The following is a 20,489-nucleotide window of genomic DNA, read 5'->3' on the forward strand; positions in this document are numbered from 1 at the left end:
GGGGGGGGGGGGGGGGGGGGTCTCAATCCTATCAACGCGGTGCGCCGCGCCGCCGGGCTGGATCGGCTGCGTATCCTGCCCGCCGATCCGACGATCGGCGCCGGCACTGCGGTCGCGGCCGGCAAATATATTGGCCGGCGCACCTATGTGGAGGTAATCAGCGACGGACAGGGCTATTCCGCGACACGGGTCGAGTTCCAGATCACCCGCTGGCTGTCGCTGTTGTCGAGCATCTCGACCATCGGCCGCCAGAGCGCGAGCGTGAAGGTGTCCAAGGACTATTAGCCGAAGCTGTGCTTGAGCTTCACCATCGGCAGGATATACAATGCGGTTATGGCCTAACTCGAGCTCGATCAGGCCATTTCCCAGAATCGTCCGCTCGATCATCGCCAGCAATTCCCAGGCTGACACGCCCTGCATCTACGGCACATCCCGCCGCCGCGGCAGCGCGTTGATCGAAGACTCAGGTCGTTCATCGATCGTCAGCCGAAACCTCCCGCCAGCTCCCAGCCTAATGAGCCGGGGTCGTTGGCCTTGGATTGTGGGCATGGAACAACCGGCCGCGTTCGACCCATAATGCGAGCGCTAGCGCTGCGAGCGAGCTGAGCAACCATCCGGCGGTTAGAGGTATGGTGGACCCGGCGAAAGACTGGCCGATCGCCAGCCCGATCACCGTGCTCACCATCATGCCCAGGAAGCCCTGGACCGACGATGCCGTGCCGGCGAGATCCCCCATGGGCTCCATCGCCATCGAACCAAAGTTGGAGCCGATCAAACCGATCAGGAAGAACGTTATTCCGCTCGTCAAAGTGAAGCTGATCAGGCTTTCCCAGCCCGACAGGACGATGACAAGCTTCAAGACGCAAACGAAGATCAGGGCGGTCAGCGCGCTATGCGACACGAGACGGCTGCCCAGCCGTTCGACGATGCGTGAATTGACCAGTGCGGCAACCGCCATCATGCCGCCCATTATCGCGAAACAGGGCGCGAAGAGTTCGGGCGCATGAAAGACATGCTCGATTATCTGCGGAAAGGAATTGAGGAAACCGAACATACCGCCAAACGCGCAGGCGCTCGCGATCGAATAGCCGATCGAATAGCGGTTCGTGACCACCTTCACCGCGGCAGCACTGGTCGCTCTGATACTGATCGGAAGACGCCGCGCCGGATCGAGCGTCTCGGGAAGCCGCAGGCCAGCCCATAGCATTACCAGCAGGCTGAAGCCGCCGAGGAAATAGAATATCCAGTGCCAGGGCGCGACCAGCAGCATGAGCTGGCCCAAGGTCGGCGCGATGACCGGCACTGAGAGGAATACCAGGAATGCCAGCGACATTACCCGCGCCATGCGGCGTCCTGAAAAGCGGTCGCGGATGATCGAGATCGACAAGATTCGCGTCGCGGCGGCGGCCATGCCCTGAAAGGCGCGCGCAACCAGCAGCATTTCGAAGCTCCCCGCCCGAGCGGCGATGAAGCTCATGAGCGCGTAGACCAGCATCGATGTGAGCAATACGGAGCGGCGGCCATAGCGGTCGGCCAGCGGCCCGTAGAATAGCTGACCCACGCCGAAGCTGCCGAGATAGATCGCGATGATCAGCTGCTGATGATTTTCGACCGTAACCCCCAAGTCGCGGCCGATCACGGAGAGGGCGGGAAGCATGATGTCGATGCTCAGCGCATTCACCGCCATCAACGCAGCCATCATCGCCACGAACTCGCGGAACCCGGGGCCCGAAGGCGTCCGATCAGGGGTATGTGTCTCAGGGGTGTTCATCATTGATCCTGACGGTCGCCATGCCGGATAGATGCCGATCCCGCGGCTGGCAACCGATCAAAAGAAAAAGGGCTCCGGGGTGCTGACCCCGGAGCCCTTTGCTGAAGCGCTCTAAGAGAGATCAGTTCGAATAATACATGTCGAACTCGACGGGGCTCGGGGTCATTTCCCAACGGGCGACTTCCGGCCACTTGAGCTCCATATAGGACTCGATCTGGTCTTCGGTGAACACACCGCCCTTGGTGAGGAAGGCGTGGTCAGCGGCCAGGCTGTTGAGAGCCTCGCGCAGCGAACCGCAGACGGTTGGAACCTCGGCAAGCTCTTCCGGCGGAAGGTCATAGAGGTTCTTGTCCATCGCTTCGCCCGGATGGATCTTGTTCTCGATACCGTCGAGACCAGCCATCAGCAGCGCCGCATAGCAGAGATATGGATTGGCCATCGCGTCGGGGAAACGGAACTCGACGCGCTTCGCCTTGGCGCCGGCGCCATAGGGAATGCGGCACGAGGCCGAACGGTTGCGCGCCGAATAGGCGAGCAGCACGGGCGCTTCGTAACCCGGCACCAGACGCTTGTAGCTGTTGGTGGTCGGGTTGGTGAAGGCGTTCAGCGCCTTGGCGTGCTTGATCACGCCGCCGATGAAGTACAGGCACATGTCCGACAGGCCGGCATAGCCGTTGCCGGCGAACAGCGGCTGGCCCTTGTCCCAGATCGAGAAGTGGGTGTGCATGCCCGAGCCGTTATCGTCCTTGATCGGCTTCGGCATGAACGTGACCGACTTGCCGTAGGCGGCGGCGACCTGCCAGCAGACATATTTGTAGATCTGCATGCGGTCGGCAGTGGTGACAAGCGTGCCGAAGGTCAGGCCGAGCTCGTGCTGGGCCGCGGCAACCTCGTGATGGTGCTTGTCGCAGGGCAGGCCCATTTCGAGCATGGTCGAGACCATCTCGGCGCGGATGTCGACCGCGCTGTCGACCGGGGCGACCGGGAAGTAGCCGCCCTTGGCGCGGGGACGATGACCCAGATTGCCGCCCTCGAGCGCCTTGCCGGTGTTGGTCGGCAGCTCGATATCGTCGAGCTTGTAGTAGCTCGAATTATAGGTCGTATCGAACTGGACATCGTCGAACATGAAAAACTCGGCCTCAGGCCCGACATAGACGGTGTCGCCGATACCGATCGACTTCACATAGGCCTCGGCGCGCTTCGCGGTCGAACGCGGGTCGCGGGTGTACAGCTCGCCGGTCGATGGCTCGACGATGTCGCAGACCAGGATGAGCATCGGGGTGGCCGAGAACGGATCGACCCAGATTGCGTCCAGATCGGGCTTCAGGATCATGTCGGACTCGTTGATGGCCTTCCAGCCCTCGATCGACGAACCATCGAACATGAAGCCGTCGCTCAGCTCGTCCTCACCAACGACATTGGCGCACATCGTCAGATGCTGCCACTTGCCCTTCGGATCGGTGAAACGGAGATCGACCCATTCGATTTCCTTGTCCTTGATGACTTTAAGAACGTCAGCGGGCTTGTTCGCCATATGTCTTGCCTTCCCCGTGAGAAAAATCGTGAATATCTGGGCGATCGTTGCGCCCTGCCTCCAGCTGATCCGTGCTCGCGCACTCAGATCGCGTCGGCGTCCCTCTCTCCAGTCCGGATGCGGACCGCGCCTTCGACCGGCAGGATGAAGATCTTGCCATCGCCGATGCGACCCGTCTGCGCCGCAGATGCGATCGCTTCGACCACGCGCTCGGCGAGGCTGTCCTCGACGACGACCTCCAGCTTCACCTTGGGCAGGAAGTCGACAACATATTCCGCACCGCGATACAGCTCGGTGTGACCTTTCTGGCGGCCAAATCCCTTCGCTTCTGTCACCGTGATGCCGGAAACGCCCACTTCGTGGAGGGCTTCCTTGACCTCATCGAGCTTGAACGGCTTGATGATCGCTTCAATTTTTTTCACCTCAGCCCTCCCCGGCCAGCTCGCTATGCGGGCCTTCAATAAGCGTGGCGGAACGCGAGTCGCAAGGATGCTGGGGTAGATCGGTGAGATATTCTGCCGCATTGCCGCAAATCGCGGCAAATATCATCATTCTGCCCGAAAAATGGGCAGCTTTTGATCAGCTATAGGGCGGCTTGTGAAGGCCTCGGCTGCTCAGGGAGAATATCTCGCAGCCGTCCTCGGTAATGCCAATCGAATGTTCGAACTGGGCCGACAGCGATCGGTCGCGCGTTACCGCCGTCCACCCGTCATCGAGCAGCTTAACGTCGGCGCGGCCGATGTTGATCATCGGTTCGATCGTGAAGATCATGCCGGGGCGCAGCTCGGGGCCGGTGCCGGGACGCCCGACATGGACGACCTCAGGCGAATCATGGAACACCCGGCCGACGCCATGGCCGCAAAAGTCGCGCACGACGCCATAGCGGTGCTTTTCGGCATGCTTCTGGATCGCATTGCCGACGTCGCCAAGCCGGTTGCCGGGCTTCGCCTGTTCGATGCCGAGCATCAGGCATTCATGAGTGACTTCGACCAGGCGGCGTGCCTTGATCGGCACGTCGCCGACCAGATACATGCGGCTGCTGTCGCCATGCCAGCCGTCGAGCAGCGGGGTGACGTCGATATTGACAATATCGCCTTCCTTCAGCGTCTTCGCGCCGGGAATGCCGTGGCAAACGACATGGTTGATGCTGATGCAGGAGCTATGCGTGTAGCCGCGATAATGCATGGTCGCGGGCACCGCGCCGCCTGCGATCGTCATGTCGTAGACGATCCGGTCGAGTTCCTGGGTCTCGACGCCGGGCAAGACATGCGGCACCAGCGCGTCGAGGATATCGGCGGCCAGCCGGCCCGCCGCGCGCATGCCGGCGAAGCCCGCCGCACTATGGAGCTTGATGGCCCCGCTGCGCGGGTTGGCGGCGATATTCTCGTCGGCGATCACATAGTTGGTCATCGCCACGATATAGGCGAACTGAGCCCGCTTTGCGAGTGCCCAGTCGCACGCTATGGCTTCCCGATATGACATCGCCAAAAAAAGAAGAACGCATCTGGACCGCCGCGCTGCTCGTGATCGGCGACGAAATCTTGTCGGGGCGGACCCAGGACAAGAATGTGTCGCAGGTGGCGCTGTGGCTGAATTTGCAGGGTATCAGGCTGTCCGAGGTCCGCGTCGTCGCCGACGACATGGCGTTGATCGGCGAGGCCGTCGTCCAGCTCAAGGCGCGCAACGATTATCTGTTCACCACCGGCGGGATCGGCCCGACTCATGACGACATCACCGTCGACGCGATCGCCGCCGCGCTGGGTGTGCCGGTCGTCATCCATCCCCGCGCCCGGGCGGTGCTCCAGGACTATTATGAAACGCGCGGCGGGCTGACCGACGCGCGGCTGCGCATGGCGCGGGTACCCGAGGGCTCGGACCTGATCGAGAATCGCATGTCAGGCGCGCCGGGCATTCGGATGGGCAATATCTTCATTCTCGCCGGCGTGCCGCATATCGCGGGCATGATGCTCGATGCACTGTCGAACCGACTGGAAGGCGGGCGGCCGATGCTGTCGCGCACGATCGGCTGCTGGGTGGCCGAGAGCGAAGTGGCGGACCTGCTGCGCGAAACCGAGAAGGCGCATGCTGGCTCGCAGATCGGCAGCTACCCCTTCTTCCGCGAGGGCAAGGTGGGAGCGAACTTCGTCGTCCGCTCGACCGATGCGGGCACGGTCGACAGCTGCATCGCCGCAATCGGCGACGGGCTGATCGGTCTTGGCTATGCGCCGGTGGCGGACGGTATCTGATCGCGCGCGTCGCCCTCGTCGTCGCGCACGGGACGGCTGAGCGATAGCGCCAGGAACGTCAGCAGCGCGAAGGCAGCCGCAATCACGAACGCGGCGCCGGGGAAGTGAACCGGCGCGTGCGGCCCGGTAAAATAGGATAGCGTGGGGTTCAGCAACAGCGGCGCGGCGATAGCGCCGACCGCATTCAGGCTGCCGATGAAGCCCTGCATCTCGCCCTGCGCATCGGCTGGGGCGCGTTTGGACATCAGCGCGGTGACGGTCGGCTGGACCAGCGCCTGGAGCGCCGATAGGACGATCATCACCAGCCCGAACCAGGCGAAGGGCACCACCGCATAGCCAAGATAGCAGGCGGCGGCGACGCCGGTGCCGATCATTGCGGTGCGGCGTTCGCGGAAGCGCTTCACCGTGCGGCCGAGCAAGCCCCCCTGGACGATAACCATCGAGACACCCGCCAGCGCCAGAGATGCGCCGATCATCCCGCTCGACCAGCCATATTGCGCAATCGCGAAATAGGCCCATGTCGCGGGATAGACCATCGATGCGACGTTCCAGAGCAGCAGTACGCCGGCCAGTCCAAGTACCCCGTGCAGCTTGCGGGCGACGAGCAGCGCGCCGATTGGATTGGCGCGGGCCAGGCTGAAGCGGCGGCGATGCTCTGGCTCCAGCGTCTCGGGAAAATAGAAATAGCCGAAGACGAAGTTGACGGCGGCGAGCGCGGCGGCGGCGATGAAGGGCGCGCGGTGGCTGATATCGCCGAGCAATCCGCCCGCCGCCGGGCCGATGATGAAGCCGATACCGAAGGATGCTCCGACGAGGCCGAAGCGCTTGGCGCGGTCCTCCGGTGCGGTGATATCGGCAAGCGCGGCGGTGGCCGGGCTGAACGACGCGCCGAAAATTCCCGCGATCATCCGGCCCACGAACAGCCAGGCGAGGGTAGGGGCGAATCCCATCAGCAGATAATCGATCGACAGGCCCGCAAGCGCGAGCAACAGCACCGGCCGCCGCCCGAAGCGATCACCGAGATTACCGGCCAGCGGCCCGCATAGGAACTGCATCGCCGCATAGACCGCGGCGAGCCACCCGCCCATCCGCGTAGCATCCGCCAGGTTGAGATCGCCCAATTCCATCACGAGGCGCGGCAACACCGGGATGATTATGCCGAAGCCGATCGCATCGATCAGGATGGTGGCGACGATGAAGACGGTCGCGGAGCCCCGGCCACGATCTGAACCCGACATCAATTCCCCGAATCTGGATGCCAGGCCAGGCATCGCGCCCGCTTCATCGGCGTTTGGTGCTTAAAAGACAAGGATGACGGCGGCGGCGGACTCGTCCATGAGGGGGTATTATTCGGGGAGGTCAGCATGATCCGTGTCAGCATCGCCTATGTCGCTACGCTCATCGTCTTCGCCGCGGTGGATTTCCTATGGCTGACGAGGGTAGGGCCATCTCTGTACAAGCCGATCATCGGCTCGATCATGGCGCCGGAGCCGCGCATGGTCCCGGCGGTGATCTTCTATGCGCTCTATATCGCGGGCCTCGTCTATTTCGCCGTGATGCCCGGGCTCAATGGTGGCGGCTGGCGCGATGCGCTCATAAAGGGAGCGCTGTTCGGGCTGTTCGCCTATGCGACCTATGATCTCACCAATCATGCCACGCTTGTGGTCTGGTCCACGAAGATCACGGTGCTCGACATGATCTGGGGCACCTTCCTGTCGGGCACTGCCGCGACGGGCGGCTATTTCCTCACCCGGCTCGTCGCCAAGGCCTGACATGAAGGTCCAAGGCGGCTGCCATTGCGGGTTGGTACGGTTCGAGGCCGAGGTCGGCGACGAGCCGGTCCAGATTCTCGACTGTAATTGCTTGATCTGCGCGATGACAGGCTATCTGCATCTCATCATCCCCGACACGCGCTTCCGGCTGCTCGAAGGGCAGAAGGACACCACCACCTATCGCTTCGGCAGCGGCAAGGCGCGGCACATCTTCTGCTCGCAATGCGGGATCAAGAGCTTCTACCGGCCCCGCTCTCACCCCGACGGAATCAGCATCTCTCTGCGTTGCGTCGATGACTGGCAGGATCTGAAGATCAATATCACGTCCTTCGAAGGGCGCGATTGGGGCAAGGGCGAGAATGTCCCCGGCGTCTGACGGCGATAAGGAAGTGGCGCCTCCCAGCGGAGACGCGACATCCCAGGTGCAGCGGTAGATCGGGCTCAGGCGGCGAGGGCAACCTCATGCTGGTCGTTATGGCCTCGATGCGCCGAGATATGCAGCGCGACCGGTGCTTCGGCGGCCTGCATGCCCGTCCGGCGCACGGGGAACAGCCAGCGCGACAGCGCAACGAGCACGCCCAGACCGACATAGGCCGAGATCACCGCGACCGGCGCGGGCAGGATCGCGACCGCGAAGGCCAGCCGCAGATAATTGGCGTTGAAGCCGAGATCCTGGCCGAGCGCTTCGCACACGCCGAAGAGGGTGTCGTGACGGGCGAAGACCGGCTGGTTCGAAGCGTGCATTTGTCCATTCCTTTGTGCGCCGGCCAGTGTGACCGCGAAGATGTCTGCTGCCTTGCACGAGCCGTGCCAGTCGCCGAACATACCGGTTTTCAAGGACGGAATCGCTTCGCCGCAACCTTGGTGGCGCGGCGATAGTGTGAGTTTGACTAACCTTTGGTGAACGGCGCCAACCCCTCTCCCTTTTTCCGGGCGGAATTGGGGAGGGCTGGTCGGTGCTTCTAGCCCGCCGGCTTCAGCCGATAATGGCTTACTGCCCAGGGCGTGCCGTTCTTATGGCCGAACAGGCCGGCAGTCGCGAGGAAGAAGAGGCGCCAGCGGCGCTCCCACAGTTTCGCGTCCCTGCCATAGGTGTCGCGGAAGATCGTCGCGATTGCCGGCTGGTTGGCGTCGAAGCGGGCGAGCCAGTCGAAGGCGGTGCGGGCATAATGGCTGCCGCTCCAGCGCCATTCCTCCTCGACCGTGAAGAGCTTGGGGAAGTGCCGGATCAGTGCGTGGCTGGGCATGATCCCGCCGGTGAAGAAATGCTGCGCGATCCAGTCGGCCTTATCGGCATGATCGAAGCGGTAGCTCGCCCGGTCGTGGGTGAAGATGTGGATGAACAGATAGCCGTCGGGCTTCAGCCAGCTCTTTACCTTGCCGAGCAGCGCCTCCCAGTTCGACATATGCTCGAACATCTCGACCGAGACGACGCGGTCGAAGCGGCTGTCGGCCTGGAAATCGTTCATGTCGCAGGTGATGACCTTCAGGTTTGTCGATCCCTGCGCCGCCGCGAGCTTTTCGACATGCTCGCGTTGCGAGTTGGAATTGGACACGGCGGTAATCTTCGCCTGCGGAAAGCGCGCGGCCATGTAGAGGCTGAGCGAGCCCCAGCCGCAGCCCAGCTCCAATATTTCCTGTCCGTCGGCCAGCTTGGCATGTTCGGCGGTTTGCGCGAGCGCGGCGTCTTCGGCCTCGCCGATCGTCGTTTGTGGGCCGGCGTAATAGCAGCAGCTATATTTGCGGCGCGGGCCGAGGCACATGTCGAAGAAGGCGGCGGGCACCTCATAGTGCTGCGCGTTCGCGTCGTCGGTGTGCACCGCGATCGGGAAGTCCTTCATCGTCCGCGCGAAAGCCTCGTTGTTTTCGGGCTGCTTGGCCAGCTTGCGCCCGGTGCGGCCGACGAGAAACTCGACCCCGGCCAGCGTGACGGCGTCAGGAAGGGGCAGCCGCTCGACGGCGGCAGTGGCGGCGGCGATGAAATCCATGATTATGTCCTGGGTGGCAGTGGGAAGAAGGCGCTGGTCCGCGCCATATAGTCTTTGAAGGCGTCGCCCCGGCTCTTGAGCATGTGCGCCTCGAGCGGCGGGATGCCCGAGACATGGACGAGCAGCCAGTACATCAGCAGCGGCCCGATCAGGGCGAGCCAGCCCTGCCACCAGCCGGCTGCGCCAAAGCCTCCGGTAAAATCGATCGCGATGATCGGATAGGCGAGCCAGCCTAGCCATTCGAAGAAATAATTGGGATGGCGCGACCAGGCCCAAAGGCCCGTGTCGCAGACCTTGCCGTGGCTGGACGTGTCGGCGGCGAAGGCGCGCAATTGCCGGTCGGCGATACCTTCGCCGATCACCGAGACGATCAGCAGCGCGAGACCGGCACAGTCAGCGATCGAAAGCGCGGGGCCGGGGCGGTGCGCGGCGGCATAGACCGAGACGACCAGCCCGACCCCGCACAGCGCCTGTATCTGGAGAAAGAGGAACAGCCGCAGTTGGAAGCGGTCGCCCCATTCTTTGCGCAGATCGGCATAGCGCGGATCTTCCGACGTCGCGCTAGCGGTGCGCGCGAGGATATGAAAGCCGAGGCGCATCGACCAGAAGCCGACCATTGCCGCAACCAGACAGCTCCGCTCGACCGGCGCGTCGCCGGTCGTCATCAGCGCGACGACGAGGCCGCCCAGTCCGATCGCAAAGGACCAGAACACATCGGCCCAGCCCGACTGGCGGGTCGCCTTCTGCACGCCCCAGGCAGCCATCATCATCGCCGAGAGGATCAACGATGCGACGATGATGCTGTTGGCGGCTGTCATATGCCCTTTGTCCCCATCGCCTTTCCCTAACCCGATACGTTCGTCGCAGCAAAGTCGTTGCAACGAGATTCGGCATTGCGCTTTCGCTAACCTGGGTTAGCAGTCGCCCGGCGATCAGCCCGCAACTCCTTCGCTCCGGCCAGCGTAGCTTCGGGCGGATGAGGGCTGCGGAAAATGACGGGGACGAACAGCATGACCAATCGCCGCGAAGGGCAGCGTATCGCGGTGATCGGCAGCGGAGTCTCGGGGCTGTCCGCCGCGTGGTTGCTGTCGAAGCACAATGATGTCGTGCTGTACGAGGCCGAGGGGCGTCCCGGCGGCCACACCCGCACGATCGACGTCGCGATGGCCGATGGCTCGACGCTGGGCGTCGACACCGGCTTCATCGTGTTCAACGACCGCACCTATCCGAACCTGATCGCGATGCTGGCCCATCTGGGCGTTCCGGCGCGCGCGACCGATATGAGCTTTGCGGTGTCGCTCGACGACGGCATGCTCGAATATGCCGCGGGTGATCGGATCTGGCAGCTGTTCGCCCAGCCCTCGAACCTATTCTCGCGCCGGTTCTGGTCGATGCTGCGCAATCTGGCCCGCTTCTATCGGGAGGCGGCGGCGCAGATGGGCGGCTTCGGCGATATGACGCTGGGCCAGATGCTCGAACAGGGCAAATATGGCGACGCCTTCCGCGATGATCACCTGTTGCCGATGGCTGCCGCGATCTGGTCCGCGCCCGCGCAGCTGCTGCTCGACTATCCCGCCGAGGCCTTCGTCCGCTTTTGCGACAATCACGGCCTGCTCAATCTCGGCGCGCGGCCGAAATGGCGTACTGTGATCGGCGGGAGCCGCAGCTATGTCGACAAGCTGCTTGCCGAGTTCGGTGGAGAGCTGCGCCTCGCCACGCCCGTCGCGAAGGTGGAGCGCAAGGGCGGGCAGGTGACGATCACCGACGCCGCCGGAAATGCCGACCGATTCGACGAGGTAGTGATTGCCGCGCATGGCAACCAGGCGCTGGCGATGCTCGCCGATCCCAGCCCGACTGAACTCGAGTTGCTCGGCGCCTTCCGCTACAGCAGCAATCTCGCCGTCCTCCATGACGATCCGGCCTTGATGCCGAAGCGCCGCGCCTTGTGGGGCGCATGGAATTATTTCGGTCGCCGTCATGCCAATGACGCTACCGGCGATCTGTGCGTCAGCTACTGGATGAACCGCCTCCAGGGATTTGAGACCAAACGCCCGTTGATCGTCACGCTCAACCCCAATCGCGCGATAGGAGCGGGGCATGAGATCGACCGCGCCAGCTTCGAGCATCCGATCTTCGACCATGCCGCGCTCGATGCGCAGCGCCGTATCTGGGCGATCCAGGGCCATCGCAACACCTTCTATTGCGGCGCGCATCTCGGCGCGGGCTTCCATGAGGATGGCCTGCAATCGGGGCTCGCCGTGGCGGAGATGCTGGGCGCGCGTCGGCCCTGGACGGTCGCCGAGCCCAATGGCCGGCTGGCGATGGAGCTTGCCCCGAAGCGGGAAGCCGCCGCGTGAAATCCGCTCTCTATGCGGGGGAGGTGTTCCATCAGCGCTTCCGTCCGCGCGCGCATCGCCTCCGCTATCGCATCTTCCAATGCCTGTTCGACCTCGACGAGATCGACATGATGACGGGCAAGCTGCGCCTCTTCTCGCGCAACCGCTTCAATCTGTTTTCCTTTCACGACAAGGACTTTGCCGATCGCAGCGGTGCGCCTCTGCGCGTGCAGATCGAGGCGCTGATGATCCGCGCCGGGCAGGAACCCGACGGCGGGCCGATCCGTTTGCTGACCATGCCGCGCATGCTGGGCCATGTCTTCAATCCGTTGTCGGTATGGTTCTGCCATCGCCGAGATGGGAGTCTTGCGACTCTCATCTATGAGGTGACCAACACCTTCAAGGAACGGCACAGCTATGTGATCCCGGTGACGGCCGAGCACGCAGCGGGCGGGGTGTTGATCCGTCAGGCGTGCGACAAGAGCTTCTATGTCTCGCCCTTCATGGACCTCGACATGCGCTATGACTTCACCGTCGAGCCGCCGATGGAGCGAACCCGCGTCGTTGTCGCCGGTAGCGACGCGAATGGGCCGCTGATCGTGGCGGCCTTTCAGGGCGAGCGCCGGGAATTGAGCGACGGCGCGCTGGCGAAGGCATTCCTGCGCCACCCGCTGCTCAGCCTCAAGGTCGTTGCCGGCATCCACGTCGAGGCGCTATGGCTGTTCCTCAAGCGGGTCGGAATACGCCGTCATGTCGCCACCGGCGGCGACGGCGTGTCGATCGTGCCGGCATGAGCGTCGCCTTCCGCCGGGAGAGCGACGACGAGCATCTCGAACCCAAGTTCGAGCTGCCGATCCCACCGGGCCCCAATCTCGTCACCGAACGCGGCGCTAAGCTGATCGCAGAGAAAGTGGCCGAGATCGAGGCGGCGATCGCGCAGGCCGCAAAGGACGGAGCGGCCGAAGACGTGATGAAGTCGCTCAAGCGCGATCTTCGCTACTGGCACACCCGCCATGCGACGATGGACGTCCAGTCCCCCGCGCAAGGCGACGAAGCCGCCTTCGGCACCCGCGTCCGCTATCGGCTGCGTGGCAAGGAAGCGGAGGTGTCGATCGTCGGCGATGACGAGGCCGACCCGGCGGCGGGGCTGATCTCCTTCTCTTCGCCGATCGCAAGGGCGCTGATCGGGGCAGGTGAAGGTGACGTCGCGGATTTTGGCGGGCAGGCGGACGCCATTGAGGTTTTGAGGGTCGAGAGCCTGTAGTCGAGAGCGCACTGTCCGCCCGAACCTAATATTGTCCCTTCGGTTCCAGCCCGAGCGCGAGTTGCCCATACATCGATCCGACCGCGTCCCAGTTGAAGCTGATGTGGCGTCCCACCGCATTAGCATCGCGCCATGCGCGCTGGATCGGGTTTGCCGTCGAAAGGCCCTGGCCGCCGGTGGAAGCATTCAGCGCTTCGGTGGCAGAAACTGCAAGCTTGACGGCAAAGGCCTGGCCCCGGCGGCTCTCAATCCGCTCCTCCACGGTCGCCAGCCGGCCCGCGCGAGCGGTCTCGGCGCGACGGCGCAGGTCGCGCAGCAATATCTCGCGTGCGGCGTCGACGGCGGCGGCGGCCTCCGCGACGCGGATCTGGATGGTGGGGAATTCGGCCATCTTCGCCGCACCACCCGCCACCGCACCGCGCGTCACCCGGCCGGATGTGGTCTCGACGAAATTTTCCAGCGCGCCCGCCGCCGCACCCACCGCCGTCGATGCCAGGCAGGACGCAATGTTGGCCAGCATGGGGACGGTGTAAGTCGGATTGTGCCGGTAATGGCGCGCGCCGGGCGTGGTGCCCGCTGTCGTGTCCGCGAAGAACAGCAGCCGGTGCGCGGGGACGAAGGCATCATCCAGCAGCAAAGTCTTGCTGCCGGTGCCGGCCAGGCCGATCACATGCCAGTCGTCGTCGATCCGGTAGTCGCTGGCGGGAACAAGGAGGAAGGCGGGTCGCAGCGGCGCGCCTTCCTCCCCGGCGATCAATGCGGCGCACACCGCCCATTGCGATATGTCGCAACCGCTCGCGAAGGACCAGCGGCCCGTCAGCCGATAGCCGCCAGCGGCCGGGGCGGCCTTGGCAGCGGGCGCGTAGGACCCGCAGATCAGCGCAGCCGGATCGGCATCCCAGACATCGCGCTGCGCCTCTATCGGGAAACTGGCCACCAGCCATTGATGCGCGGCTTGCAGCCCACAGGCCCAGGCGGTCGACGGACAGGCGCGGGCGAGCCGCTGGATCGCATCCGCCAATATCTCGAAATCCTGTTCCCAGCCGCCGAACTCGACCGGCTGCACCAGCCGGAAAAAACCGGTCGCGCGCAGCGCGTCGACATTGGCCTGCGGTACGCGGGAGCCCTGTTCGGTCATGGCGGCATTGGCCGCGATCACCGCTGTCGCGCCCTTCAACGCCGCGTCGAAACGGATGCGGTCGAATGGGTCGGCGACGTTGTGCGCTGTATTTGCCGTGGGGGCCGGGCGCATCCTTCTCTCCTGCGGTCAGTTATGATTGGATCGGGGCAGCGGCTGGCAATAGGCCGCATTCAGATAGAGGAGCGGCGACAGCCCGTCGCCGCGAGCGATGTCGGTGACTTCGCCGATGAACAGGCTGTGGGTGCCATAGGGTAGGGCAGCCGCCCGGCTGCAGAAGATGCTGGCCTGTGCATCGCGAAGATAACCGAGGCCTGTCGCCGTATAGGCCCATTCGCCGCGGCTGAAACGCTCACTGCCGGGTAGCGCGCCGCTGAAAGCGGTCGAGACGCTCTCTTGCCCCTTGTCGAGGATGTTCACGCAAAAGCCGCGCGCCGACATCAGGATGTCGTAGAGCAGCGTCTTGCGGTTGATGGCAATGGCAAGCGAAGGCGGGTCCATGCTGACCGGCATCACCGCGGTCGCGGTCATACCGTGATGACGGGCCGAATCACCCGCGGTGACGATCGTCACCGTTGAAGCTACTCCACGCATCGCGGCGCGAAAGCCTTCGGCGATATCCGGGACGGGGCTTGCAGGAGCACCTTTGGTCATGCTGCATATCCTCTCACTGGATCTCGCAGATATTTCCATTTGCAATTATTGTCAATGCAAGTGAATCATCAGGAACGGCCCCCGGTCGGCCGCACCAGTTCTTCTTCGAGAATATCGAGGGTCTTGAACATCTCGCCGAGTACGGCCTTCAGCTTCGCAACCTCACCGGGCGGCATATGGCTGATCGCGACATCCTCATAATGTTGCGCTTCTAGAACCAGTTGCCCGGCCAGTTCCTGTCCCTTGGCGGTGAGATTGATGCAGACGGCGCGTTCATTGCCGGGTAGCCGCTCTCGCGTGACGAGTTTCATGTCGGTCATCGAGCCTATCAGCCGCGACATGGTCGAGGGTTCGGCCGAGGCCACGTCAGCGAGCTCGCCAAGCTTCTGATCGGGCCGTTCAAGCAGCGACGCCATCACCCGGTACATCGGCAGCGTCAGTCCGAAGGCCGCGATCTTCTGCGTAAATAGCGCCCCCATCCGCACGCCCAGCCGGTTGAGCAGGTAGGGCAGCGAGTTGGTAAGCTGGTACATCGATCGTCCTCTGGGGTTGCCATGCACCGACATGCATGGGCAATGATTGCAAATGGAAATATCCACGGTCTGGGCCAGCGCGCGCCAGCTATCAATGATTGATTTTCCTGGGCAGAGGCGCTGAGAGGCTTTAGTGGACAGTTTGCCAGACATCGCTATCCGGGTGCGCCGGGCCGCCTTCAATCGTGCACTCGCCGAAGCCGACCTCGACGCCATTGGCCCGCTGCTCGCCCCGAATGTGGTCCTCGTCGCCGGTACGGACAGTGCGCTCCTCTCGGGCCGCAAGGCGCAGCTGCTCGCGTGGAAGCGCGAGTTCGCCGCGCCTGAACGCACGATCTACATCCGCACACCGTCCAGAATTCAGGCCTCGGAGGTCGAGCCTATCGCCTTCGAACATGGCCATTGGCGAGGTGTTTCCGCAGCGGTCGGAGCGACGCTCGCCTCTGGCGACTATACCGCCAAATGGCGGAAAATCGGCGCGGACTGGGTGATAGAGGCGGAGATCTATCTCACGCTTGCGTAACGCGGCGTCAGGCCGGCGATTTCGGGCCGAGCTTTTCCACCGCATCGGCGAATATCTCGGCATAGGTGGTGGCGATCCCACGCAGTTCGTAGACCGCCTTGCTGTCGAGCGTATAGGAGGCGTCGTTGTCGCTGCCGGGGGCTTTCGCGATATATTTCATGTTCTGGCCGAACCGGAAAACATTGTTCCTGGAACTGTGAAACTGAAGGAGTTCGGCGGAATAGCTTTGCGAGAAGCTGATCTGTCCGGGCTTTTCGGAAGCCGAAAGGGTGGGATCATCCGCGTCCGGCGTCATCGGCCTGAATCCCGGAAATGCCAGCCGGAAACGCTTATTGGCGGCGAGTAGTTTCGAATGATCGGTCGAGACCGACAATGTCGGGCATTCGGCAAGGCTCGCGCCGATACGGCTCATCGTCTCCACGATGTGGAGCAGCGTCATCGCGCCTTCGCGCACGGCGATATGCTGCCATTCGATTAGGAGATTGCGACGCTCCGCCGCCAGCGCGGAAGCGTCGCCCTTGAATTGCGCTTCGTGCGCGCCGGCCCGCTGGTGCGCGAAGGACAGCATTTCGCCCGCGGCGGTGAAGGTCCGCGCATATCGGGCGAGGTCGTCGAGCGCCTCCTGTATCCGGCACGCCGATGCCACCTCAGGATCGGGCAGCGCGACGCGTGCCAGGTGCGGCATCTCAATTCCACGCAGTTCAGACATCCGGGCACCTTGATCGAAGATGGCGTCACATTGCGCCGGACCACGACAGCGTGACAAGTCCCGCGCCGATCACCCATGCGAAAAGGCCGCGCTCCTTGCGAAACGCGGCCTCGCTTTGCCCCTGTAGCAAAATCGGGAGACTTACGCCGCGACGACGCTTTCTTCCGGATCGCGCAGCACATAGCCGCGGCCCCAGACCGTCTCGATATAATTGTCGCCGCCGCATGCCAGGCTGAGCTTCTTGCGCAGCTTGCAGATGAAGACGTCGATGATCTTGAGTTCGGGCTCGTCCATCCCGCCATAGAGATGGTTGAGGAACATTTCCTTGGTCAGCGTGGTGCCCTTACGCAGCGACAGCAGCTCGAGCATCGCATATTCCTTACCGGTCAGGTGCACGCGGGCGCCATCGACCTCGACCGTCTTCGCGTCGAGATTGACCGCGAGCTTCCCGGTGCGGATGACCGACTGGCTATGGCCCTTCGAGCGCCGGACAATCGCATGGATGCGGGCGACCAGCTCTTCGCGGTGGAAAGGCTTGGTGACATAATCGTCAGCGCCGAAGCCGAGCGCGCGGACTTTCGAGTCCATCTCGCCGATGCCCGACAGGATCATGACCGGGGTCTGGACCTTGGCGTTGCGCAACTTCTTGAGGACGTCATAGCCGTGCATGTCAGGAAGGTTCAGGTCGAGCGCGATGATGTCATAATCATAGAGCTTGCCCAGATCGAGGCCTTCTTCGCCAAGATCGGTGGTGTAGACGTTGAAACCCTCCGAACCCAGCATCAGTTCGATGCTCTTGGCGGTCGTGGGATCATCCTCGATCAGCAATACGCGCATAGGACCCGTTCCTGCTTCTAGTACCGGAGGCGGAGCATTGTTGCCCGGCCCGCCTGTGAACCTCTGTTAACCATGCCGTTAATGAAGGTAAAAGGTTAATGCGGTGTTAAAAGCCATTCGCGATTTTTACCTAGGTAAAAAATCCGTGTCTGTTTCGGGAGTTAGCCGGACGCCAAAAGCATCGCCTCGATTCGCGCAATCTCGCCCGTCAATGCTGGGCGCCAGCGCAGGATCGTGTCGTCGACGGTCTCGTTGCGATCATGGTCGTCGAAGTAGCTGCCGTCCCGATGTGTGAACTTCATAGGGTCGCCGACGGCCCTCAGACCCGACCCGCGACTCCGCTTCCGTTCGAACTCGGCGCGCGATTTCAGGACATAATGGTTAACCTGGACGCGTTCGTAACGAACCGGTGCGAAGCCTCGGCCTGGATCGAGCGGAGCGCCTGAGGCGTCGGCATAGCGCCCCCGCATCAGCCGCACGCGGTGCGCCGTGATCCGGTATATCTCGCTGGCCACGGCGATCGTCTTTATCTGTCGGCTGAAGGGATGATCGAGCGGCGACGCGCGGGTGAAGCGCTCGGTCAAGAGCCCCGGCGCATGGTCGATCAGCCCGGCTGAGCCGAACAGACGCCAGTTGAGTGCGATCGCGGCTACATCCGGATCGAAGCGTGCGAGAAAGCCGCCTATAGACGCATCGTCCTTCAGGTTCAGATATTCGTCGAGGTCGAGGAAGGCGATCCACCGCGTCTCGCAGCGCACCGTTGCGTCCTGATAGGCGCTGATTTGAGAGGACCGTCCTTCGACCCCCGGCCATATGCGATGTTCGATCAGCCCGCACGCGGCAAGCCGGTCGAGGAGATCGTCGCTGCCGTCGTCGCTGTCGTTCGAATAGATGATGATGCGCTCGAATCCCATCAGCCGGTGGAAAGCGATCCATTCCACCAGATAGGGGCCTTCATTGCGCGCAATGCTGCACAGGGTGGCGCCCGGCGATCGCGCCGCAGGCGGCACCGCGGGAATGCCGGCGAGTTGCTGCCGGCCCTCATGACGGCCATGCGCATCGAAATGCGTCCAGGGATCGAGCCCATCGCGGTAGGCGTCGGCCAGATCGGGGCACGCCAGCAGATAGCGCTGGGCATCGAAATTATCTTCGGTGATCAGTTCGGTGGCGAGCGGGTCCATCGGCGGGCGATTTGGCACGAGCCCTCGCCGCACACCACAGGAAATTCGCCTTATCGGCCGGCGGTCGCCCGGTTGAGCGCGGCATTGTTGTACACGCGCCTGACCGTAATCCCCTCGGCGGCGAGCATGGCGCGTACCGAGAGCGGCCCTGCGAGATGCCCGGCGCCGACCGCGACGAACACGGTTCCCGGCACGTCCAGCCGCTTCTTCAGCCATTCGGTCCAGGCGGCGTTGCGCCGGCGCAGCAGCACTTCGCGCAGGTGCGGGGTCAGATCCTCGTCCTTCTCGAAGGCCTTGGCGATCGCGATCTGGTTGCCGTTGGTCCAGTCGCTCAGCAAATTACTATAGTCGGTGCGCGCGGCGCTCTGGCTGTCGACCATGGCTGCGAGAAGCTCGCGCTGGTCGGCCTCTGGCAGCGTGGCGAACAGTTCGAGCTGGGCGGACGCGGTTTCAAGCGCCTCTACCTTGCGAATGCGGGCCGCCGGCGCGGTGGCGGTGATCGCCGCAGGCTCGAAGGCCGGAGTGATATTCGCTTCGACCCCGGCATCGCGCTGAATGCCCAGTTTCTTGATGGTGGCGCCCATCATGATGAACGCCGCCTGCCACGTCGGCATGCGATCGAGGCTGGCCTGCGTGATCCCGGCACGGTTGATCTGCTGGAGAAAGCGGGGACGCAGCTTCGGTGGCACCCTTTCGATGATTGGCGGCAGGCTTGCGTCCGGCGGCGGGAACAGCCGCGCGATCGCTTGCGGATCCTTGTCGATCAATGTCTCGACGACCAGCGTGTCCGATGTGGACAGCGCCTTGCGAATACGCGCGTCCTGCCACTGATAGCCGGGCGGCAGCGCGTGGATCGTCCCGAACAGATAGATGGTCGTGTCGGCATCGCCGAACCTCCACAGCGCCGGCGCCGCTGTGACAGGGGCCGCGAGAAGGAAAGCGAGAAGCGGTGCTAGCGCGGGGCGGAACAGGATCATGGCCGAAGGTGTAGGGGCCAACTTCCTCTCCGGCAATGGCGCTAAGGAGGAGGAAGTTCGGGCGTCTTTCTTGACCCTTGGCCGCCCCTGCCGCAAAGGGCGTCCCAATATCCGCCCAGTGCCCGGAAGGACCTCGTCTTGGCGACCAAGCCGCTCTCGTTCCAGCGTTTGATCCTGACGCTCCATGATTATTGGAGCGATCAGGGCTGCGTGATCCTTCAGCCTTATGACATGGAGATGGGGGCGGGGACCTTTCACCCTGCGACAACCTTGCGCGCGCTGGGTCCGCAGCCGTGGAAAGCCGCCTATGTCCAGCCGTCCCGCCGCCCGACCGACGGCCGCTATGGCGAAAATCCGAACCGGCTTGGCCACTATTATCAGTATCAGGTGATCCTTAAGCCTTCGCCCGCGAACTTGCAGGAACTGTATCTCGGCAGTCTCGAACGTATCGGCATCGATCCGCTGGCCCACGACATCCGCTTCGTCGAAGACGATTGGGAAAGCCCGACGCTGGGGGCATGGGGCCTTGGCTGGGAAGTCTGGTGCGACGGCATGGAAGTGACCCAGTTCACCTATTTCCAGCAAGTCGGCGGCTTCGATTGCAAACCGGTTGCTGGCGAGCTGACCTACGGCCTCGAGCGGCTCGCAATGTATATCCAGGGCGTCGACCGGGTCTATGATCTCGCCTTCAATGACGAAGGCGTCACTTATGGCGACGTCTTTCTGGAGAATGAGAAACAGTTCAGCGCCTATAATTTCGAGGCGGCGAACACCGAGCTCCTCTTCAAGCAGTTCACCCAGGCCGCCGACGAATGCCGCGCGCTGCTCGATCGTGAAAAACCGCTGCCGCTGCCTGCCTATGACCAGGCAATTAAGGCGAGTCACATTTTCAATACGCTGCAGGCGCGGGGCGTGATCTCGGTTGCCGAACGCCAGGCCTATATCGGCCGCGTCCGCGAGCTAACCAAGGGCGCCTGTGCCGCCTGGATGGCGCATAACGGGTGGGACCAGTGATCCTCCCCGGCA

The 20,489-nt window shown here is 63.3% G+C and carries 24 protein-coding genes; 9 read left to right on the forward strand and 15 right to left on the reverse strand.

The window, feature by feature from the left end; genetic code table 11:
- Positions 1-285 (forward strand): translocation/assembly module TamB domain-containing protein (locus WP12_RS21710; protein ID WP_152664115.1); only part of this gene is annotated, 285 nt, incomplete at its 5' end.
- A 226-nt stretch (positions 286-511) separates the two neighbouring features.
- Here WP12_RS21710 and WP12_RS21715 read toward each other — a convergent pair.
- From WP12_RS21715 to map, 4 genes are all read right to left on the reverse strand, one after another.
- Positions 512-1,771, reverse strand: a complete 1,260-nt coding sequence (locus tag WP12_RS21715) for a multidrug effflux MFS transporter (RefSeq protein ID WP_046195761.1) — start codon at positions 1,769-1,771, stop codon at positions 512-514.
- A gap of 121 nt (positions 1,772-1,892) precedes the next feature.
- On the reverse strand, positions 1,893-3,305 hold the full coding sequence (gene glnA / locus WP12_RS21720; RefSeq protein WP_046195742.1) for a type I glutamate--ammonia ligase: 1,413 nt from the start codon (positions 3,303-3,305) through the stop codon (positions 1,893-1,895).
- An 83-nt stretch (positions 3,306-3,388) separates the two neighbouring features.
- The gene (locus tag WP12_RS21725; RefSeq protein ID WP_046195743.1) at positions 3,389-3,727 is read right to left on the reverse strand and encodes a P-II family nitrogen regulator; all 339 of its coding nucleotides are present in this window, start codon (positions 3,725-3,727) and stop codon (positions 3,389-3,391) included.
- A gap of 157 nt (positions 3,728-3,884) precedes the next feature.
- Positions 3,885-4,715, reverse strand: a complete 831-nt coding sequence (gene map, locus WP12_RS21730; protein ID WP_046195762.1) for a type I methionyl aminopeptidase — start codon at positions 4,713-4,715, stop codon at positions 3,885-3,887.
- 65 nt (positions 4,716-4,780) lie between these two features.
- Between map and WP12_RS21735 the strand changes: the two genes are divergently transcribed.
- The gene (locus WP12_RS21735) at positions 4,781-5,551 is read left to right on the forward strand and encodes a competence/damage-inducible protein A (protein WP_046195744.1); all 771 of its coding nucleotides are present in this window, start codon (positions 4,781-4,783) and stop codon (positions 5,549-5,551) included.
- Here WP12_RS21735 and WP12_RS21740 read toward each other — a convergent pair.
- Complete coding sequence (locus WP12_RS21740) at positions 5,524-6,789, reverse strand: TCR/Tet family MFS transporter (protein ID WP_046195745.1); 1,266 nt, start codon at positions 6,787-6,789, stop codon at positions 5,524-5,526. The genes WP12_RS21735 and WP12_RS21740 overlap by 28 nt on opposite strands.
- Positions 6,790-6,915: 126 nt before the next feature.
- Here WP12_RS21740 and WP12_RS21745 point away from each other — a divergent pair, with 126 nt between their 5' ends.
- Positions 6,916-7,323 (forward strand): DUF2177 family protein, encoded by a 408-nt coding sequence (locus tag WP12_RS21745; protein WP_046195746.1) that lies wholly within the window; start codon positions 6,916-6,918, stop codon positions 7,321-7,323.
- Between the two features lies 1 nt (position 7,324).
- Positions 7,325-7,699, forward strand: a complete 375-nt coding sequence (locus WP12_RS21750; protein WP_046195747.1) for a GFA family protein — start codon at positions 7,325-7,327, stop codon at positions 7,697-7,699.
- Between the two features lie 65 nt (positions 7,700-7,764).
- Here WP12_RS21750 and WP12_RS21755 read toward each other — a convergent pair whose 3' ends face one another.
- The 3 genes from WP12_RS21755 to WP12_RS21765 form a co-directional block, all read right to left on the reverse strand.
- Positions 7,765-8,067, reverse strand: coding sequence for a PspC domain-containing protein (locus WP12_RS21755; protein WP_046195763.1), 303 nt, complete (start codon positions 8,065-8,067; stop codon positions 7,765-7,767).
- A 218-nt stretch (positions 8,068-8,285) separates the two neighbouring features.
- On the reverse strand, positions 8,286-9,311 hold the full coding sequence (locus WP12_RS21760) for an SAM-dependent methyltransferase (protein ID WP_046195748.1): 1,026 nt from the start codon (positions 9,309-9,311) through the stop codon (positions 8,286-8,288).
- Positions 9,312-9,313: 2 nt separating this feature from the next.
- The gene (locus WP12_RS21765; RefSeq protein WP_046195749.1) at positions 9,314-10,129 is read right to left on the reverse strand and encodes a DUF1295 domain-containing protein; all 816 of its coding nucleotides are present in this window, start codon (positions 10,127-10,129) and stop codon (positions 9,314-9,316) included.
- Positions 10,130-10,321: 192 nt separating this feature from the next.
- Here WP12_RS21765 and WP12_RS21770 point away from each other — a divergent pair, with 192 nt between their 5' ends.
- The 3 genes from WP12_RS21770 to WP12_RS21780 are packed head-to-tail and all read left to right on the forward strand — an operon-like array spanning position 10,322 to position 12,911.
- On the forward strand, positions 10,322-11,668 hold the full coding sequence (locus WP12_RS21770) for an NAD(P)/FAD-dependent oxidoreductase (protein ID WP_046195750.1): 1,347 nt from the start codon (positions 10,322-10,324) through the stop codon (positions 11,666-11,668).
- Positions 11,665-12,441 (forward strand): DUF1365 domain-containing protein, encoded by a 777-nt coding sequence (locus tag WP12_RS21775; protein WP_046195751.1) that lies wholly within the window; start codon positions 11,665-11,667, stop codon positions 12,439-12,441. The genes WP12_RS21770 and WP12_RS21775 overlap by 4 nt, the downstream gene beginning before the upstream one ends.
- Positions 12,438-12,911: a GreA/GreB family elongation factor gene (locus tag WP12_RS21780; protein WP_046195752.1), complete on the forward strand. Its 474-nt coding sequence runs from the start codon at positions 12,438-12,440 to the stop codon at positions 12,909-12,911. The genes WP12_RS21775 and WP12_RS21780 overlap by 4 nt, the downstream gene beginning before the upstream one ends.
- Before the next feature lie 25 nt (positions 12,912-12,936).
- Here the strand turns inward: WP12_RS21780 and WP12_RS21785 are convergent, their stop codons facing one another.
- The 3 genes from WP12_RS21785 to WP12_RS21795 form a co-directional block, all read right to left on the reverse strand.
- Positions 12,937-14,163 (reverse strand): acyl-CoA dehydrogenase family protein, encoded by a 1,227-nt coding sequence (locus tag WP12_RS21785; protein ID WP_052730559.1) that lies wholly within the window; start codon positions 14,161-14,163, stop codon positions 12,937-12,939.
- Positions 14,164-14,178: 15 nt separating this feature from the next.
- On the reverse strand, positions 14,179-14,703 hold the full coding sequence (locus tag WP12_RS21790) for a flavin reductase family protein (protein WP_046195753.1): 525 nt from the start codon (positions 14,701-14,703) through the stop codon (positions 14,179-14,181).
- Between the two features lie 68 nt (positions 14,704-14,771).
- A complete protein-coding gene (locus tag WP12_RS21795) occupies positions 14,772-15,236 on the reverse strand; it encodes a MarR family winged helix-turn-helix transcriptional regulator (protein WP_046195754.1) in 465 nt (154 codons plus the stop codon).
- A gap of 133 nt (positions 15,237-15,369) precedes the next feature.
- Here WP12_RS21795 and WP12_RS21800 point away from each other — a divergent pair, with 133 nt between their 5' ends.
- On the forward strand, positions 15,370-15,759 hold the full coding sequence (locus tag WP12_RS21800) for a nuclear transport factor 2 family protein (RefSeq protein ID WP_046195755.1): 390 nt from the start codon (positions 15,370-15,372) through the stop codon (positions 15,757-15,759).
- A 7-nt stretch (positions 15,760-15,766) separates the two neighbouring features.
- Here the strand turns inward: WP12_RS21800 and WP12_RS21805 are convergent, their stop codons facing one another.
- From WP12_RS21805 to WP12_RS21820, 4 genes are all read right to left on the reverse strand, one after another.
- A complete protein-coding gene (locus tag WP12_RS21805) occupies positions 15,767-16,468 on the reverse strand; it encodes a hypothetical protein (protein ID WP_046195756.1) in 702 nt (233 codons plus the stop codon).
- Between the two features lie 141 nt (positions 16,469-16,609).
- Complete coding sequence (gene ctrA / locus WP12_RS21810; protein WP_046195757.1) at positions 16,610-17,305, reverse strand: response regulator transcription factor CtrA; 696 nt, start codon at positions 17,303-17,305, stop codon at positions 16,610-16,612.
- Positions 17,306-17,466: 161 nt separating this feature from the next.
- Complete coding sequence (locus tag WP12_RS21815; protein WP_235399253.1) at positions 17,467-18,504, reverse strand: glycosyltransferase family 2 protein; 1,038 nt, start codon at positions 18,502-18,504, stop codon at positions 17,467-17,469.
- A gap of 32 nt (positions 18,505-18,536) precedes the next feature.
- Positions 18,537-19,484, reverse strand: a complete 948-nt coding sequence (locus WP12_RS21820; RefSeq protein WP_235399255.1) for a TraB/GumN family protein — start codon at positions 19,482-19,484, stop codon at positions 18,537-18,539.
- Positions 19,485-19,601: 117 nt separating this feature from the next.
- Between WP12_RS21820 and WP12_RS21825 the strand changes: the two genes are divergently transcribed.
- Positions 19,602-20,477 (forward strand): glycine--tRNA ligase subunit alpha, encoded by an 876-nt coding sequence (locus tag WP12_RS21825; protein WP_046195760.1) that lies wholly within the window; start codon positions 19,602-19,604, stop codon positions 20,475-20,477.
- The last annotated feature ends 12 nt before the right edge of the window (positions 20,478-20,489 follow it).

Source organism: Sphingomonas sp. SRS2, assembly GCF_000971055.1.
In the GTDB taxonomy this organism is placed as follows: Bacteria; Pseudomonadota; Alphaproteobacteria; order Sphingomonadales; family Sphingomonadaceae; genus Rhizorhabdus.

Coding starts and splice junctions, on each gene's coding strand:
- ctrA (WP_046195757.1), bottom strand. CDS start 17,305: ATGCGCGTATTGCTGATCGAGGATGATCCCACGACCGCCAAGAGCATC.
- WP12_RS21785 (WP_052730559.1), bottom strand. CDS start 14,163: ATGCGCCCGGCCCCCACGGCAAATACAGCGCACAACGTCGCCGACCCA.
- WP12_RS21755 (WP_046195763.1), bottom strand. CDS start 8,067: ATGCACGCTTCGAACCAGCCGGTCTTCGCCCGTCACGACACCCTCTTC.
- glnA (WP_046195742.1), bottom strand. CDS start 3,305: ATGGCGAACAAGCCCGCTGACGTTCTTAAAGTCATCAAGGACAAGGAA.
- map (WP_046195762.1), bottom strand. CDS start 4,715: ATGACCAACTATGTGATCGCCGACGAGAATATCGCCGCCAACCCGCGC.
- WP12_RS21770 (WP_046195750.1), top strand. CDS start 10,322: ATGACCAATCGCCGCGAAGGGCAGCGTATCGCGGTGATCGGCAGCGGA.
- WP12_RS21790 (WP_046195753.1), bottom strand. CDS start 14,703: ATGACCAAAGGTGCTCCTGCAAGCCCCGTCCCGGATATCGCCGAAGGC.
- WP12_RS21760 (WP_046195748.1), bottom strand. CDS start 9,311: ATGGATTTCATCGCCGCCGCCACTGCCGCCGTCGAGCGGCTGCCCCTT.
- WP12_RS21735 (WP_046195744.1), top strand. CDS start 4,781: ATGACATCGCCAAAAAAAGAAGAACGCATCTGGACCGCCGCGCTGCTC.
- WP12_RS21805 (WP_046195756.1), bottom strand. CDS start 16,468: ATGTCTGAACTGCGTGGAATTGAGATGCCGCACCTGGCACGCGTCGCG.
- WP12_RS21765 (WP_046195749.1), bottom strand. CDS start 10,129: ATGACAGCCGCCAACAGCATCATCGTCGCATCGTTGATCCTCTCGGCG.
- WP12_RS21715 (WP_046195761.1), bottom strand. CDS start 1,771: ATGAACACCCCTGAGACACATACCCCTGATCGGACGCCTTCGGGCCCC.
- WP12_RS21780 (WP_046195752.1), top strand. CDS start 12,438: ATGAGCGTCGCCTTCCGCCGGGAGAGCGACGACGAGCATCTCGAACCC.
- WP12_RS21795 (WP_046195754.1), bottom strand. CDS start 15,236: ATGTACCAGCTTACCAACTCGCTGCCCTACCTGCTCAACCGGCTGGGC.
- WP12_RS21740 (WP_046195745.1), bottom strand. CDS start 6,789: ATGTCGGGTTCAGATCGTGGCCGGGGCTCCGCGACCGTCTTCATCGTC.
- WP12_RS21745 (WP_046195746.1), top strand. CDS start 6,916: ATGATCCGTGTCAGCATCGCCTATGTCGCTACGCTCATCGTCTTCGCC.
- WP12_RS21750 (WP_046195747.1), top strand. CDS start 7,325: ATGAAGGTCCAAGGCGGCTGCCATTGCGGGTTGGTACGGTTCGAGGCC.